14 protein-coding genes are annotated in these 15,562 nt (G+C 71.6%); 8 read left to right on the forward strand and 6 right to left on the reverse strand.

The window, feature by feature from the left end; all coding sequences use genetic code 11:
• Positions 1-60: 60 nt before the first annotated feature.
• The 3 genes from PV679_RS08725 to zapE form a co-directional block, all read right to left on the reverse strand.
• A complete protein-coding gene (locus PV679_RS08725; RefSeq protein ID WP_319679510.1) occupies positions 61-1,443 on the reverse strand; it encodes an alkaline phosphatase PhoX in 1,383 nt (460 codons plus the stop codon).
• A 183-nt stretch (positions 1,444-1,626) separates the two neighbouring features.
• Positions 1,627-2,052, reverse strand: a complete 426-nt coding sequence (locus PV679_RS08730) for an OsmC family protein (RefSeq protein WP_319679511.1) — start codon at positions 2,050-2,052, stop codon at positions 1,627-1,629.
• Positions 2,053-2,178: 126 nt separating this feature from the next.
• Positions 2,179-3,276 (reverse strand): cell division protein ZapE, encoded by a 1,098-nt coding sequence (gene zapE / locus PV679_RS08735; RefSeq protein WP_319679512.1) that lies wholly within the window; start codon positions 3,274-3,276, stop codon positions 2,179-2,181.
• Positions 3,277-3,313: 37 nt separating this feature from the next.
• On the opposite strand from zapE, the gene PV679_RS08740 reads away from it, so the two are divergent.
• The 4 genes from PV679_RS08740 (at position 3,314) to msrB (ending at position 6,555) form a co-directional block, all read left to right on the forward strand.
• A complete protein-coding gene (locus PV679_RS08740) occupies positions 3,314-4,084 on the forward strand; it encodes a pyrimidine reductase family protein (RefSeq protein ID WP_319679513.1) in 771 nt (256 codons plus the stop codon).
• A gap of 128 nt (positions 4,085-4,212) precedes the next feature.
• Positions 4,213-4,683 carry an indole-3-glycerol phosphate synthase gene (locus tag PV679_RS08745; protein ID WP_319679514.1) on the forward strand — a complete coding sequence of 157 codons (471 nt, stop codon included), beginning with the start codon at positions 4,213-4,215 and terminating at the stop codon, positions 4,681-4,683.
• 56 nt (positions 4,684-4,739) lie between these two features.
• Complete coding sequence (murC, locus tag PV679_RS08750; RefSeq protein WP_319679515.1) at positions 4,740-6,137, forward strand: UDP-N-acetylmuramate--L-alanine ligase; 1,398 nt, start codon at positions 4,740-4,742, stop codon at positions 6,135-6,137.
• Positions 6,138-6,147: 10 nt separating this feature from the next.
• Positions 6,148-6,555: a peptide-methionine (R)-S-oxide reductase MsrB gene (gene msrB / locus PV679_RS08755; protein WP_319679516.1), complete on the forward strand. Its 408-nt coding sequence runs from the start codon at positions 6,148-6,150 to the stop codon at positions 6,553-6,555.
• A 103-nt stretch (positions 6,556-6,658) separates the two neighbouring features.
• Here the strand turns inward: msrB and PV679_RS08760 are convergent, their stop codons facing one another.
• Together PV679_RS08760 and PV679_RS08765 are read right to left on the reverse strand one after the other, a co-directional pair.
• Entirely contained in the window at positions 6,659-9,121 is a 2,463-nt protein-coding gene (locus tag PV679_RS08760) for a GTPase-associated protein 1-related protein (RefSeq protein WP_319679517.1), read from the reverse strand.
• A 248-nt stretch (positions 9,122-9,369) separates the two neighbouring features.
• Positions 9,370-9,765, reverse strand: a complete 396-nt coding sequence (locus PV679_RS08765) for a VOC family protein (RefSeq protein WP_319679518.1) — start codon at positions 9,763-9,765, stop codon at positions 9,370-9,372.
• A gap of 47 nt (positions 9,766-9,812) precedes the next feature.
• On the opposite strand from PV679_RS08765, the gene PV679_RS08770 reads away from it, so the two are divergent.
• From PV679_RS08770 to PV679_RS08780, 3 genes are all read left to right on the forward strand, one after another.
• Positions 9,813-10,454, forward strand: coding sequence for a nucleoside/nucleotide kinase family protein (locus PV679_RS08770; protein ID WP_416069672.1), 642 nt, complete (start codon positions 9,813-9,815; stop codon positions 10,452-10,454).
• A gap of 173 nt (positions 10,455-10,627) precedes the next feature.
• Complete coding sequence (locus PV679_RS08775; RefSeq protein ID WP_319679519.1) at positions 10,628-11,590, forward strand: hypothetical protein; 963 nt, start codon at positions 10,628-10,630, stop codon at positions 11,588-11,590.
• Positions 11,591-11,820: 230 nt separating this feature from the next.
• Entirely contained in the window at positions 11,821-12,945 is a 1,125-nt protein-coding gene (locus tag PV679_RS08780; protein WP_319679520.1) for an aminopeptidase P family protein, read from the forward strand.
• A 21-nt stretch (positions 12,946-12,966) separates the two neighbouring features.
• Here the strand turns inward: PV679_RS08780 and treZ are convergent, their stop codons facing one another.
• Complete coding sequence (treZ, locus tag PV679_RS08785; protein WP_319679521.1) at positions 12,967-14,712, reverse strand: malto-oligosyltrehalose trehalohydrolase; 1,746 nt, start codon at positions 14,710-14,712, stop codon at positions 12,967-12,969.
• Positions 14,713-14,967: 255 nt separating this feature from the next.
• On the opposite strand from treZ, the gene PV679_RS08790 reads away from it, so the two are divergent.
• Positions 14,968-15,516: a DUF1707 and FHA domain-containing protein gene (locus tag PV679_RS08790; protein ID WP_319679522.1), complete on the forward strand. Its 549-nt coding sequence runs from the start codon at positions 14,968-14,970 to the stop codon at positions 15,514-15,516.
• Positions 15,517-15,562 lie beyond the last annotated feature (46 nt).

Below are 15,562 nucleotides of genomic sequence, written 5' to 3' on the forward strand. Positions count from 1 at the left end.
GTCAGTACCTCTGAGCGTGCGTCGGACGGCTCCGCTCTGCGACCGGACCGGCGGTGCGGCTCAGCCCCAGGGGCCGGTCACGGCGAAGGTGGTGCCCGGCGTGTAGCAGTTCAGATACATCGTGCCGCCGTCCGGAGAGAAGGTGACCCCGGCGAACTCGCCCCACTCCGGGGCCGCGCCGCCTCCGCCGGCCGCGGCCGGTGTGATCGCCTGGGCGTTGCGCGCCATCGCGTAGACCTCGCCCTGCCGTGTCACTCCGAACACATGCTGCGCGCCGCCGCCGTCCTCGCACACCATCAGGCCGCCGCTCGGAGCGAGACAGATGTTGTCGGGAGCCTCGCCGGGAAGCTGGATGTCCGTGTCCGGGCCGAAGACGATCACCAGTGTGAGCCGGCGCCGCTCCGGTTCGTACTTCCAGACCTGTCCGAAGTGGTCCGCCGCCGAGCCCTCCGTCCGGTGCGCGAAGCTGGACACGAAATAGACGGACCGGCCGCCCCAGTAACAGCCCTCCAGCTTCTGCGCGTGAGTGATGCCTTTCGGGCCGAAGTCCTGGAGCCGGATCGGTGTCCGCGCCGCCAGCGGGTCCGGCACGGGCACCCACTCCACGCCGTCGAAGCTCGATCCCGTCTCCTGGATGCTCGACAGGTCCGGTACGCCGGGCACCCGCATGGCCTCCAGGTCGCCGCCCGCGCGCAGCGATCCGGCGCCGCCGCGCGGCTTCTCCGGCAGGAAACGGTAGAAGAGACCGAACGGCTTTTCGAACGCGTCCTCGGTCTCGTACACGACACCGCTGCCCGGGTCGACCGCGACGGCCTCGTGCTGGAAGCGGCCCATGGCGGTCAGCGGCACCGCTCCGGTACGGCGCGGATCGGCGCCGTCGACCTCGAAGACGAAGCCGTGGTCCTTGGTGTATCCATTGGTACCGGCCCGGTCCTCGGTCTCCTCGCAGGTGAGCCAGGTGCCCCAGGGAGTGGGCCCGCCCGCGCAGTTGACGGCGGTGCCGGCGATGGCGACGCGTTCGCCGAGGACCTCGCCGTGTGCGTCCAGTTCGAGCGCCGTACAGCCGCCCTTGCCCATCGGGTCATAGGTGAGGCCGGGGACGGTCGGCACCGGAATCCGGCCGTCCGCGCGGTTCTCGTGATTGCGTACGAGATGGACTCGGCCGTGGCGGCCGGCGAAGGCGCCCATGCCGTCATGGTTGCCGGGCACCAGGCCCTCGCCCGAGCGGAGCCGGTCGCCCTCCCGGGAAAGGACCTTGTAGCGGAAGCCCCGTGGAAGGTCGAGCAGTCCGCGCGGGTCGGGCACGAGCGGCCCATGAGCGCGGTGGCCCACGCCTCGCGCCGCCGCGGTGCCGGTGAACAGCTCCGACACGGCTCCGCTGAAGGCGATTCCGGCGGCGGCCGTTCCGGTACGGGACAGGATCTGACGTCGTGTTGCGGACATGAGGCAACTCCCTGCTGGCGGACAGGAGACGTGACCCGCATGTGTGTACCACGTGCCGGCAGGCACGTGAACCATGCGGGTCACCGCGAGCCTCGTGTGTCCCATGGGGCTCCCGCGCCGGACGATGCCTCAGGATCTCGGATCCGAGTCACCGGCGGACCGGGCCGGAGCGCCGGACCCGGGTCAGGCCAGCGAGGCGCTCAGCGTGATGGGCGTGGCCGAGAGCGCCTGGCTGACGGGGCAGTTCGCCTTGGCGTCCTCGGCCGCCTTGACGAAGCCCGCCTCGTCCAGGCCCGGGACGTCGCCCTGCACGGTGAGGTGGATACCGGTGATGCCGGTGCCGGGCTGGAAGGTGACCTCGGCCTGGGTGGTCAGCTTGGTCGGCGGGGTGCCGCCCTGGGCCAGACCGTTCGAGAGGGCCATCGAGAAGCAGCTTGAGTGGGCGGCCGCTATCAGCTCTTCCGGGCTGGTCTTGCCGTTGGCCTTCTCCGCGCGGGAGGGCCAGGAGACCCCCTGGTCGGGGATGCCGGAGGAGTCGAAGGTGACGGTGCCCGTGCCCTGGAGGAGGTTGCCCTCCCAGACCGTGTGCGCCTGGCGCGTGGTGGCCATGGTGGAACCTTTCTGCTTGGTTCTGGTGATGCCTGTATGAAGACGCCCCGCGTACGGGCGCCCGAGGTGGCGGCGCCCCGTGTGACAACGCCTCGTACGGCGAGGCGTGTTGCCGTGGCACCGAACCTACCGGGCGACCAGCCCTTTCGCGTCCCGTGCCAGGGCTGTCAGCCGGGAGATCGCCCGGAAGTATTTCTTTCGGTAGCCGCCGTTCAGCATCTCGTCGCTGAACAGGCGGTCAAAGGGAAGACCGGAGGCGAGCACCGGGATCTCCCGGTCGTAGAGCCGGTCCGCGAGGACGACGAGCCGCAGCGCCGTCGACTGGTCGGGCACGGGCCGGACATCCGTGAGGCAGACGGCCCGCAGCCCTTCCGTGAGCGCTCCGTACCGGCTCGGATGGACCTTGGCGAGGTGGTCGAGCAGCCCGGGGAAGTCGTCCAGGCTGGCGCCCGCGGTCGCGTAGGCGGCCTTGGTCACCTGCTCGTCGGAGTAGGGCGCGGGCGCCTCGGGCAGCCCGCGGTGGCGGTAGTCCTCACCGTCGATGCGCAGCGGGCGGAAGCGCGCCGACAGGCCCTGGATCTCCCGGAGGAAGTCGGCGGCGGCGAACCGGCCCTCGCCGAGCTTTCCGGGCAGCGTGTTGGAGGTGGCGGCCAGCGCCACGCCCGCGTCCACCAGCTTGCCGAGCAGGGTGGAGACCAGGACGGTGTCGCCCGGATCGTCCAGCTCGAACTCGTCGATGCACAGGAGCCGGTGGCCGCCGAGGGTCTGGACCGTCTGCTGGAAGCCCAGCGCGCCGACCAGATTCGTCAGCTCCACGAAGGTGCCGAACGCCTTCAGCTCGGGCGCGGCCGGAGTGGCGTGCCACAGGGACGCCAGCAGATGGGTCTTGCCGACGCCGTAGCCGCCGTCCAGATAGATCCCGCGCGGACCCGTGGGCGCGGCGGGCTTTCTGGCGAACCAGCGGCGCCGTCCTGGATCGCTCCCGGACAGGTGCGCTCCGCCCAGTCCCGCCGCGAAGGTGCTCAGCACCGTGACCGCCTCGGTCTGGCTGGGCTGGTTCGGGTCGGGCACGTACGTGTCGAAGCGTACGGAATCGAAGCGCGGCGGCGGGACCATCTCCGCGACCAGCCGGTCGGCGGGGACGCGCGGCTCACGTGCGCGGAGCGAGAGCGGGGCCACGTCGGCTATCGGGGCGCGGCCGGAGGCGGCGGTGGAGGACGACACAACTCTCCACTCTATGCGCCGTGCCACACTGCTCCGCATGCGACGCCTGTTCCCTGTGACCGATCAGACAGTCTCCGCCGCGGACCGTGAGTGGACTCCCGATGAGCTGGCGGAGGCGTACGCATACCCGGCGAACACGGCCGGCGGCCACTGGCTGCGGGCCAACATGGTGTCCACGCTGGACGGCGCCGCCCAGCACGACGGCCGCTCGGCGCCGATCTCCTCCGCCGCCGACATGCGGATCTTCGGCACGCTGCGCGGGCTCGCCGACGCGGTCGTGGTGGGTGCTGAAACGGTTCGCCTGGAGCGATACCGTCCGGCCCGCGCCCGGGACGCCTTCGCCGAGGGCCGCGCGGCGGCCGGCCAGGCGCCCGCGCCGGTGATCGCCGTGGTCAGCGCGAGCCTCGGCCTGGACTTCTCGCTGCCGCTGTTCACCGAACCTCTCGTCCGCACGCTCGTGCTCACCGGCGCGGCGGCGTCTCCGGAGCGGATCCGGGCCGCGGAGAAGGCCGGAGCCGAGGTGGTGATCGCGGGCGACGGTCCCGGAGTGGACCCCGCCCGTGCCGTCGGCGCTCTGGCGGAACGCGGCCTCGTACGGCTGCTCACCGAGGGCGGCCCGCGGCTGCTCGGGCAGTTCGTGGCGGCCGGCGTCCTGGACGAACTGTGTCTGACGGTGTCTCCGACGCTCACTTCTGGGTACGCGCAGCGCATCGCGGGCGGGCCGGCTCTCGCCCTTCCCGAACGGTTCGCGCTGGCGTCGCTACTGGAGGAGGACGGGTTCCTTTTCGGTCGTTATTGTCGCGTTTGACAGTCGATGGAATTTATCGTTCCGGTTAGCTTCCGCTGGGCAGACTTACTCGGGGACCCCGTGCGGGCACGGGGAAGGATGGTTTCCGCAGTGGGCCGAACGGCCTATGAAGACGAAGGGTGCCTGCCGTGTTCACAAGCGTATTGATGATCGAGAAACCTCTGACGCCCGAGGACGTGGAGTTCGTCACGACTCTGCACGGCGACGAGACGGTTTCCTTTGTCGTCCTCATGCAGCCTCGCGGGGACCAGGCGGATGTGCTGCTGCGTGCCATCGACGATGTCGCGCTCGGCGAGCTGGGTGAGGCCGCCCGGGAGAGTGAGGAGCCGGAGGGCAAGCAGGCCAGACAACCCGCCGAACTGGCGCTCGCGCATTCTCTGACGGCGCTGCGCGCCCAGGGGTCCGAGGCCGTGGGCCAGGTCGTCGAGGAGCACCCGCTGGACCTGCTCAGGGGTGTGGTGGACGAGTCCGGAGCGGACGAGGTGATCGTGCTGACCGAGCCGCACTATGTGGAGGAGTTCTTCCACCGCGACTGGGCGTCCCGGGCGCGCCACAAGGTCGGCGTCCCGGTGCTCAAGCTCTTCGCGCACAGCGAATAGGCTGGAGCCCCGACACAGCGTGACGCTGCACCGCCTGCACCCTGGGAGAAACACGTATGGCACCCGGTATCCCCACCGCCATGGAACGGCCGCACTTCATCGGCATCGGCGGCGCCGGAATGTCAGGTATCGCGAAGATCCTCACTCAGCGCGGAGCGAAGGTCGCGGGAAGTGACGCGAAGGAGTCGGAGACCGCGCAGGCGCTGCGGGCGCTGGGAGCCACCGTGCACATCGGTCATGCCGCGACTCATCTCGCGGACGACGCGTCGTGCGTGGTGGTCTCCAGCGCCATCCGGGCCGACAACCCCGAGCTCGCCCGCGCGGCGGAGCTGTCCGTGCCGGTGGTGCACCGCTCCGACGCGCTGGCCTCGCTGATGGGCGGTCTGCGGTCGATCGCCGTCGCGGGCACCCACGGCAAGACGACCACGACCTCCATGCTGGCCGTCGCGCTCAGCGAGCTGGGCCTCGATCCCTCGTACGCGATCGGCGGCGATCTGGCGGGGCCGGGCACAAACGCCCAGCACGGTGCCGGCGAGATCTTCGTCGCCGAGGCCGACGAGAGTGACCGCAGCTTCCAGAAGTACGACCCCGAGGTCGCGATCGTCCTCAATGTCGAGCTGGACCACCACGCCAACTACTCCTCGATGGAGGAGATCTACGAGTCCTTCGAGACATTCGTCGGCAAGGTCGTCCCCGGCGGGACGCTGGTGATCTCCGCCGACCAGCCGGGCGCCGTCGAGCTGGCCTCCCGGCTGCGCGACCGGTCCGCGCTCAACATCGTCACCTACGGAGCGGCCGACACCGCCGACGTACGCGTCCACAAGGTCACCGCGCGCGGGCTGACCAGCGAGGTCACGGTCCTGCTCGACGGCCGCTTTCTGACCTTCACGGTCTCGGTGCCCGGCCGGCACTACGCGCTCAACGCGGTCGCGGCCCTGGCCGCGGGCGTGGCGCTGGGCATCCCGGCGCACAATCTGGCCTCGGCCCTGGGCAAGTACACCGGTGTCAAGCGCCGTCTCCAGCTCAAGGGCGAGGCGGCGGGCGTCCAGGTCATCGACTCGTACGCGCACCATCCCACCGAGATGACCGCCGATCTGGAGGCGATGCGCGCCGCCGCGGCTCCGGGCTCGCGGCTGCTGGTCGTCTTCCAGCCGCACCTCTTCTCGCGCACGCGGGAGCTGGCCACGGAGATGGGCCAGGCGCTCAGGCTCGCGGACGCCTCGCTGGTCCTCGACATCTACCCGGCCCGCGAGGACCCGGTCCCCGGTGTCACCAGTGCGCTGATCATCGACGCGGCGAAGGCGGCGGGCGCCGAGGTCACCGCCGTCCACGACAAGAGCACGGTTCCCGAGGCCGTCGCGGGAATGGCCGGACCCGGGGATCTCGTTCTCACTATGGGCGCGGGCGACGTCACGGACCTCGGTCCGCACATCCTGGCCCGCCTGACCGACTGAGGGAGAGCGCATGTCGTACGACATCGACAAGCCGGACGAGCAGTGGCGCGCGGAGCTGTCCGCCGCGGAGTACCAGGTACTCCGCAAGGCCGGCACCGAGCCCGCCTTCACCGGCGCATACACCGACACCAAGACGGCCGGCGTGTATTCCTGTCGCGCGTGCGGCGCGGAGCTGTTCCGCTCCGACACCAAGTTCGAGTCGCACTGCGGCTGGCCGTCCTTCTACGACCCGAAGGACACGGACGCGGTCGAGCTGATCGAGGACCGCTCGCACGGCATGGTCCGCGTCGAGGTCCGCTGCGCCCGCTGTGGCTCGCACCTGGGCCATGTCTTCGAGGGCGAGGGCTATCCGACCCCGACGGACCAGCGGTACTGCATCAACAGCATCTCGCTCCAGCTCACGCCCGACGCGAGCTGACCGGTGTGTCACGACCGGTGATCACCGCGTTCGGTGATCACCGGCGGGAAAAGCCACGGCCGGCCGCCGAGCCCCATGGGGGCCGGCGGCCGGCCGCCTTGCGTCAGCCGCCCTGACGGCGGCCACGGCCGCCGAGACGCAGACCGAGTCTGCCCAGCGCGCCCGGCCTGTTCCAGGTCCGGAACTCCTCGGCCCTGCGGCCGCCCGTACGCTCCAGGTGCCGTTCCACGGCGGCGAGGTCCTCGGCCGGCAGCGTACGTACGACAGGACGCAGCACCTTGTCGAGCAGGGTCGTGCGGATCTCGTCCCAGGTCCGGTTCGCTCCCGGCAGCGAGGTCCACGCGGTGAAGCAGTCGGCCGCGTGGGCCGGGACCGTACGCAGCCGGTCGCGCAGCCACTCCTCGTGTGCGGCCCGCCGGTACGCCGAGGTCAGGTCGGTGTCGCCGCAGTGCGCGAGCGCGTACAGCTCTCCCTCCGGCCGCTCCTCGGAGAGCAGAGCGCGGGCGAGGGTCCCGAACACCTCCAGCAGCACGCCCGGTTCCACCGGTTCCGCGGCGGACCGCAGCGTCAGCGCCCGCGCGGTCCAGCCCGATCCGGTCCGTCCCGCCCGGAGATCCCTGGCGAAGTCGAGGAGTTGCAGGGCTCCTCGTACGCGCGGTTCGAGCTCCTCGGGAAAACTGCGCAGCAGATCGTGGGCGAGCTCCGGAGCGTCGGCCCGGTCTCCGGGCCCGTCGAGCGCCGCCTTCACCAGAGCGGACCAGGTGCCCGCCGCGCGGTGGGCGTCCGAGCCGCTTTCGGCGAGCATCAGGCGTGCCTCGGACGCGGTCGGCGTACCGCCGTCCCACACCAGCCTGACGGCGGTGCGCAGCACGAGCGGATCGGCGAGCGGTGAGGCGCCGGCGGCACGCAGCACGGAGTGCAGTGCGGTGACCCGGTCGCCGCCGTCCGGCGCCGGAGCGGGCGCCTCGGCGCACATCCGCAGATGCGGCAGAGTCTGGATTCCGTCGAACGGAAGCGAGGTGCGGGCGAGCAGCCGGGCGGCGGCCGGCGGGTCGTCCGCGGCGAGCGCGTCGAGCCTGCTGAGCAGCGCCGTACGCAGATCGAAGTGCTCCTCCAGCACGGTCCGCACGGCGGGAGTGTAGGCCGGCTCCGGGTCGGCGATCAGCGCGTGGGCCAGCCGCTGTGCGAGGCCGGGCAGCAGATCGGCGGAGTCCATGCCGAGCAGTTCGGCGACGCGCAGCAGCTCCACCGGCCGCGAGGTGTCCGTACCGGCGCCGCCGGGCTCGTCCCCGGGCCGGCCCACGATGCCGGCGCGCAGCTCGGGAGCCAGCTCGGCGGCGAGGCGCCGCTTGAGATCCTCCGGGAGCGCGGGCAGCCGGTGACCGGACAGCCCGGTCCCGGCGGACGGCGTCCCGGACGCCGGAGCGCGGACGGCCTCGGTCAGTACGAGCGCGGCGAGCGGCGCGGTCGTGGCGGCCGGAGCCCTGCCGTCGAGCGCCGTGAGCAGGCCCGCGAGGGCCGCCGTTTCGGCCGGTGTCCGGTCCTCGGCGGGTGCGCACAGGGCGTCGACGAGCTGCCGCAGCCGCTGATCGTCCAGTGCGTCCGTGTGCTTCCGCGCCCAGTCGGCCGCCGCCGCGCGGCCGGCCGCCTCCGGCGCGATTCCGGCGCACAGGGCGGCGACGGCGAGCGGTCCCGCGGTGAGCGGGCCGCCGGGCAGCGCGGCCGCCTCCGTGAACAGCTCGGGAGCTCTGGCCAGCCAGACGCGCGCGGCGATCACGGCCCAGGTGTCCGCCACCGGACCCGCCGGCGCGGGACCCGCCGGATCGAGTACGCGGCAGAGGTGGTCCTGTCCGGCCAGGCTCCGCGCGTCCTCCGGCAGGACTCCGAGGATCTGCTGGCCGGCGAGGTGCGGACGCCGGGTGTAGGTGGTGAAGGTCAGCCGGTGCACGGCCGCGCCCGGCAGCACCGCACTGGCCAGCGCGATCCACCGCGCCACGTCCTCGCTGTCCCGCTCGACGAGCACGATCCGCGGCGCCGCCGCCTCCTCGCTCAGCTCGCGCAGACCGGCGAAGAACACCGCGAGCCACGGTGCGCGGGAGGCGGCGAATGTGACCAGCTCCCGCCGGTCGAAGCTCCGTCCCGCCGGAGGCGCCTCCAGCGGCGCGGGCACACCGCCGACCGGTGTGACGGTGGCCCACTGCGGCGAGTTCCAGGCGCTGATGGGAGTGGATCCGGCTCCGGTGGACAGCGCGGTGCTCGCGGGCAGCCGCACGGCGTGGGCATGGAAGTTGCCTCCGCGTCCGCTGTGATCGGCGCCGGTGGGGACGGTCCTGGCCAGCAGCCGAGTGCCGTCGGAGAGCACGCTGTGGCTGAACGCCTCCGGCAGAGCGGCGAGTTCGGTATCCGTGGGCTGCGAAGGCGCGTCGTGCGGCGGCTCGTAACCGATGAGCTGCTCGACCTCCTTGAGCAGCTCGTCGGGTAGACCGGGAGTGACCGCGGTGAACCGGAAGCCGGATCCGTCGGGTCCCGGCGGTGCGGAGGTGTAGTGCCACTGCGCCAGGCTCATGCCCCGGCCCCCTTCGTGCCCGACGTGCCGTGCTCGGAGGGCGGCAGGACCGGTCTCGGCCCTGTCACCCTGGCGCCCGACCGTACCGGCGCGACGCCGTTCAGCACCACTCAGCACCGCTCGGCATCGCAATGACGGCGCCGCCGACCCGGCGGTGCGGCCCGGCGCGGGCCAAAGGGACGCGGTTCGCGAGGAGTTCGGGACGTGAATTGGCGTACACGGTCACCGGTCCGCCGCGCGGACAACCCTTAGGCGGCGGGCTGAAGCAGGTCCCAGTGGTTCCCGTAGAGGTCCTCGAAGACCGCGACCGAGCCGTACGGCTCATGGCGGGGCTCCTCCAGGAAGCGGACTCCGGCGGCCAGCATCCGCGCGTGGTCGCGGGCGAAGTCCTCGGTGTGCAGAAAGAATCCGACCCGGCCGCCGGTCTGCGCGCCGATGCTCGCCCGCTGTGAGTCGTCCTTGGCGCGGGCCAGCAGCAGGCCCGTGGACCCGTCGCCGGAGCCGCGCGGACGCACCACCACCCAGCGGGAGCCGTCGCCACGGTCGGTGTCCTCGGCCAGCCGGAAACCGAGGGCGTCCGTATAGAAGGCGATGGCCCTGTCGTAGTCGTCGACGACAAGGGTGACCAGGGCGATATGCGACATGGCCGCTACGTTATACGTATGACTGAAGCCTGGGCAAGGATGGAACAATGACTCCCATGGATGTGCGGCAGTTCGCTCGGCTCAGCAGCCGCGCCCGAGGGCTCGCCGCCTCCGGCCGTCGCCGCGTCCTCGGCATCGCGGGCGCGCCGGGTGCGGGCAAGTCCACGCTCGCCGCACGGCTCGCCGACGAACTCGGCGGGCTCGCCGCGCTCGTTCCCATGGACGGCTTCCATCTGGCCCAGGCCGAGCTGAACCGCCTCGGACGCGCGGACCGCAAAGGCGCTCCGGACACCTTCGACGCCACCGGCTACGCGGCGCTGCTCGCCCGGCTGCGCGCTCCCACGGCCGGCGCGGTGGTCTACGCCCCGGCCTTCGACCGGACGCTGGAGGAGCCGGTGGCCGGCAGCATCCCGGTCGATCCCGGCACCCCTCTTGTCATCACGGAGGGCAACTATCTGCTGCACGACGACGGCCTCTGGGCGCCGGTCCGGCCGCTCCTCGACGAGGTGTGGTTCCTGGAACTCGACACGGTGGTACGGGTGCGCCGCCTCGTCGACCGGCATGTCGCCTTCGGCAAGGACCGTGCGCACGCCGAGCGCTGGGTCAGGGAGTCCGACGAGGCCAACGCGCGGCTGGTGGCGGCGGGCCGGGACCGGGCGGACCTCGTCGTCACTCTCGACGGCCACTGAGGCGGCGGACCTTCCGCTCCGGTGCCTTTCTCTTCCGCCGTCGAATCTCTCCAGGTGCCGGAGTGCGCCGGCCGAGACGATGACGATCGCCGAGACGGTCACCTGGGCCCGGTCCGGCGCATAGCCTGGATGGTGAGCGCGTACAGACGGACACAGGCGGAGGCGATGGCGGCGTGGGAATGTTCCGGCGGGGGCCGAAGCGCGACGGACGCGATACGCCCCGGGACCCCGCGTTCTCCTTCTTCTCTGCCGACGAGGGCGCGCGGTTCCGCGGCCAGGTGCGCCAGGCATTCGCGGAGCACGGCCTGGAGGTCACGGTGTACGCCGATGTGGTCACCGACAGTGGTGGCCGCCAGTTCGGCCTCGGCAATCTCGCCGCCGTCTGCCACAACGACGGCCGAGGGCCGCGCGTCTGGGGCGAACTGGCGCGTCGGCACGCCGGCACGGTGCTGCGCACCATGGACGCTCCCTCGGCCCTGGACACGCTGCCGCCCGAGCAGATCCGAGCCCAGCTCTATCCTCGCGTGATCAGCCGGGAGGGCCTCGATCCGCAGAGTTTCGGCTATGCGCGGTCCGTCGCGCCCGGGCTGTACGAAGTGCTCGCCCTCGACCTCCCGGAGAGCGTCATGATGCTCACCGACGAGGCGCTGGAACCGCTCGGCGCGATTCAGCAACTGCGTGACCAGGCCCTGCGCAATCTACGGGAGCTGCCGGTCGAGGGCTCGGAGACCATCAAGGACGCCGGCGGAATGCGCTTCGAGGTCGTCCTCGGCGACTCGTTCTACACGGCCAGCCGGGTCCTGGCGCTGGAGACGGTCGTACGGCAGGTCACGGGCCGGCGGATCACCGGGGACGGGGCGCTGGTCGCCATGCCCTTCCGGCATCAGCTCGCCTTCCATGTCATCCGCGACTCGACCATGATCCCGTCCCTCAACGCCATGGCGTCCTTCGCCGCCGCCGGATACGAGGACACTCCGGGCGCCATCAGCCCGTATGTGTACTGGTGGCGCGGCGGCACGCTCACCCAGCTCAGTGAGCAGGGCGCGGACGGCAAGGGGCTGCGGATCGTCGTCGGAGACGGTCTCCAGGAACTGCTGGAACGGCTGGTCGCGCAGGATCCTCCGGACAGCCCTTGAGGTCCGTCGTCCCCTCGCTTCCCGGCCGGTCGCGGCGGCGTGCGCCGGCTCACGGCGCGTGGAGACGCCGGAAGTCCGCGTCCTGGAACCCTCTCCGCCGAGCCCGGCGGTGACGGCTCTGTCGGGCGGGTCCCGGTGGTGGGAAGATCGGAGAGCCGGCGACCTGGTGCGCCGGCCGGCCCGTACGTTCCCGTGGTACGGACACGAGGTACGCCGCCGAGGAGGAGACCATGACCACCGCTCCCGTGCCCTTCACCGCTGACGACTACCGCGCCCGGATGGCCCGCGCGGCGGAGTCCGCCGCCGGCGCCGGACTCGCGGGGGTGCTGATCGCGCCAGGACCTGATCTGGTCTACCTCACCGGCTACCGGCCGACCGCCGACACCGAGCGGCTCACCATGCTCGTCGTGGCCGAGGGCCAGGATCCCGTACTGGTGGTGCCCACTCTGGAAGCGGCGGACGCCGCGCGGGCCGTCGGCGCGCCCGCGTTCACGCTCCGCGACTGGACCGACGGCAAGGATCCGTACGGTGTCACCGTCCCGTTGCTGGATCCCGCCGGGCGCTTCGGCGTCAGCGACAACGCCTGGGCGATGCATCTGCTCGCGCTGCAGCAGGCGCTGCCCGGCACCTCGTATGTGGCGCTGACCGAGGCGCTGCCGATGCTGCGCGCGGTCAAGGACGCGCGGGAGCTGGCCAGGGTCGAGGCGGCGGGCGCGGCAGCCGACGCCGCGTACGGCGAGATCCTGGAGGTCCGCTTCGCCGGACGCCGGGAGGAGGAGGTGGCCGCGGACCTCGCCGCGCTCCTGCTGCGGCACGGCCATTCCCAGGTGGACTTCACCGTGGTCGGCTCGGGACCCAATGGAGCCGATCCGCACCACGAGGCCGGTGACCGCGTCATCGAACACGGCGACATGGTCGTCCTCGACTTCGGCGGCCTCAAGCACGGCTATGGCTCGGACACCACGCGCACCGTCCATGTCGGTGAGCCCGGCGCCGAGGAGCGCCGTGTCCACGATGTCGTACGCGAGGCGCAGCAGGCCGGTTTCGAGGCCGTCCGTCCCGGCGCCGCCTGCCAGGACGTCGACCGGGCGGCGCGCGCGGTCATCACGGCGGCGGGATACGGCGACTACTTCATCCACCGCACCGGCCACGGGATCGGCGTCACCACCCATGAGCCGCCCTACATGATCGAGGGCGAGGAGCGGCCGATGGTGCCGGGCATGTGCTTCTCCGTCGAACCGGGCATCTATCTGCCGGGACGCTTCGGCGTCCGGATCGAGGACATCGTCACGGTCACGGAGGACGGCGGCCGCCGCTTCAACAACACGTCCCACGCGATGGCGATCGTCGAGTAGGGCCTGTCCGGGCAAGGGAGTTCAGTCGTCGGCGAGGATCACACAGGACTCGGCCGGCAGCCTCAGCACACCGTCCGGGCCCGGCGGCCGGACCGGCTCCCAGGCGGCCAGCACCCGGCCTCCGCGGCCCAGCGGGATCTCCGCGGCCCTGCCGGAGAGGTTGACCGCGATCCGCAGATCGCCTCTTCGGTACGCCAGCCAGCGCGCGCCTTCGTCGTATGCCGTCTTTATCGCCGCCAGATCGGGATCGGAGAGATCCGGCTGGCCGCGCCGCAGGGCGATCAGCTCCCGGTGCCAGGACAGCAAACGCGCGTGCGGCTCCTTCCCGGTCTCGGACCAGTCGAGACAGGACCGCTCCCGCGTCCCGGGATCCTGCGGATCCGGGATGTCCTCCTCGGCCCAGCCGTGCGCCGCGAACTCCCTTCGCCGGCCGGTGCGTACGGCCTCCGCGAGGATCGGGTCCGGATGGTCGGTGAAGAACTGCCAGGGCGTGCCCGCGCCCCACTCCTCGCCCATGAACAGCATCGGAGTGTGCGGTCCGGTCAGTACGAGCGCGGCGGCGCAGGCCAGCAGACCGGGGGAGAGGGTCGCGGAGAGCCGGTCGCCGAGCGCCCGGTTGCCGATCTGGTCATGGGTCTGCGCATAGCCGAGGAAGCGGTTCGCCGGCGTTCTCGTACGCTCGACGGGACGGCCGTGCACTCTGCCGCGGAAGCTCGAATACGTGCCGTCGTGGAAGAAGACACGGGTCAGGGTCTTGGCGAGCGCGGCGAGCGGCTGACGGGCGAAGTCCGCGTAATAGCCCTGGGATTCGCCGGTGAGCGCGGCGTGCAGGGAGTGATGGAAGTCGTCGCTCCACTGCGCGTGCAGCCCGAGGCCACCGCGCTCACGGGTGGTGGTGGTGCGGGGATCGTTCAGATCGGACTCGGCGATCAGGAAGAGCGGACGGCCCTGCTCCGTGGCGAGTGCGTCGACGGCGGTGGACAGCTCTTCGAGGAAGGTCAGCGCCCGGTGGTCGGCGAGTGCGTGCACGGCGTCCAGCCGCAGCCCGTCGAGCCGGAAGTCCCGCAGCCAGCCGAGAGCGCTGTCCAGCAGATAGGCGCGGACCTCGTCCGAGCCGGCGGCGTCGAGATTGACCGCGGCGCCCCATGGAGTGTGATGTGTCTCGGTGAAGTACGGGCCGAACTGCGGCAGGTAGTTACCGGCGGGACCGAGATGATTGTGGACCACGTCGAGTACGACGCCGAGGCCCAGACCGTGTGCCGTGTCGACAAAGCGCTTGAACGCCTCCGGGCCGCCGTACGGCTCGTGCACCGCCCAGAGCGACACTCCTTCGTATCCCCAGCCATGCGTACCGGGGAACGGGCACACCGGCATCAGCTCGACATGGCTGATGCCCAGCTCGGCCAGCGGAGCGAGCCGCGCGGCGGCGGCGTCGAAGGTGCCCTCGCGGGTGAAGGTCCCGATGTGCAGTTCGTACAGGACCGCGCCGGACAGTCCCCGGCCCGGCCACGGTGCGCGCCAGTCGTACGCGCTCTGGTCCACCACGGCGCTCGTCCCGTCCGGTCCGTCCGGCTGGCGGCGCGAGCGCGGATCGGGCAGTACGAGGCCGTCGTCGAGCGCGAAGCCGTAGCGCGTACCGTCGACGGCGGGCGCCTCGGCGGTCCACCAGCCCGCCCGCTCCGGATCACGCTCCATGAGCCGGTCCTCGCCCTCCACCCGGAGAACGACCCTGTCCCGCGCCTGCGGTGCCCACACCTCGAACTGCACTGGCGGTTCCCCCTTGTCGTCATCGCTGTTCCTCCATGGTGACAAGAGAGCGTGACCGGGGCCCGGTGATCGCCGCGAATCGGGTGCACGCCACATACGGCGCGGCCGGTCTGATACGGAGACCCGCGTCGCACCGCCGCCCTTCGCGCGCGCCCCGGAGCCGTTCCTTCCGGTGCAGGTCAGCGAGGCGCCGGGAGCGGTGGAAACTCCTGACCGTCTGGACACCTCAGGGCCACCGGACGGACAATCATCTCTGTGACGTCCTCATCCGAGTTCCACACGTATCCCGCGCGGCTCTCCGACGCCGAGCGCGACCGTGTCCTCACGGTGCTCAGGGAGGGAGCGGCGCAGGGCAAGCTGTCGCACGACACCTTTCTGCACCGGATGGATCTGGCGCTGGCCGCCCGCAGGGTGGACGAACTGAAGATGCTCACCGCGGATCTGGAGTCCGAAGGCCGCTGGTCGCGAAGGCTGTTCGGCACGGTGAGCCGGATGTCCGCGTTCTCGCTGCGGCTGCGCAGGGCCTGGCAGGTCGAACGGCTGCCGAAACTGCTGATGCCGCAGCCGAGTCCGTATCCGCTGCGCATCGGCCGCGACCCGGCGAACGGACTGCGGCTCAGCCATGACACGGTCTCCCGGCTGCACGCCGAACTGAGCACGCAGGGCGGGCTGTGGGTGCTGCGCGACCTCGGCTCGACCAATGGCACCACCGTCAACGGACGGCGGGTGACCTCGACGGTCGTCGTGTACGACGGTGACATGGTGAGCTTCGGGCAGATGAGTTTCCGGCTCGCCTCCCACTGAGTGTCCGCCGAGACCGAGTGTCCGCCGGGACGCGTCCGCACCGCGG

This window comes from Streptomyces sp. AK02-01A (assembly GCF_033795305.1).
In the GTDB taxonomy this organism is placed as follows: Bacteria; Actinomycetota; Actinomycetes; order Streptomycetales; family Streptomycetaceae; genus Streptomyces.

What these genes read in the sequence shown, in the direction of transcription:
- PV679_RS08725 (WP_319679510.1), bottom strand. Translation starts at nt 1,443, where the DNA reads ATGTCCGCAACACGACGTCAGATCCTGTCCCGTACCGGAACGGCCGCC.
- PV679_RS08730 (WP_319679511.1), bottom strand. Translation starts at nt 2,052, where the DNA reads ATGGCCACCACGCGCCAGGCGCACACGGTCTGGGAGGGCAACCTCCTC.
- PV679_RS08740 (WP_319679513.1), top strand. Translation starts at nt 3,314, where the DNA reads ATGCGACGCCTGTTCCCTGTGACCGATCAGACAGTCTCCGCCGCGGAC.
- murC (WP_319679515.1), top strand. Translation starts at nt 4,740, where the DNA reads ATGGCACCCGGTATCCCCACCGCCATGGAACGGCCGCACTTCATCGGC.
- msrB (WP_319679516.1), top strand. Translation starts at nt 6,148, where the DNA reads ATGTCGTACGACATCGACAAGCCGGACGAGCAGTGGCGCGCGGAGCTG.
- PV679_RS08760 (WP_319679517.1), bottom strand. Translation starts at nt 9,121, where the DNA reads ATGAGCCTGGCGCAGTGGCACTACACCTCCGCACCGCCGGGACCCGAC.
- PV679_RS08765 (WP_319679518.1), bottom strand. Translation starts at nt 9,765, where the DNA reads ATGTCGCATATCGCCCTGGTCACCCTTGTCGTCGACGACTACGACAGG.
- PV679_RS08770 (WP_416069672.1), top strand. Translation starts at nt 9,813, where the DNA reads ATGACTCCCATGGATGTGCGGCAGTTCGCTCGGCTCAGCAGCCGCGCC.
- PV679_RS08780 (WP_319679520.1), top strand. Translation starts at nt 11,821, where the DNA reads ATGACCACCGCTCCCGTGCCCTTCACCGCTGACGACTACCGCGCCCGG.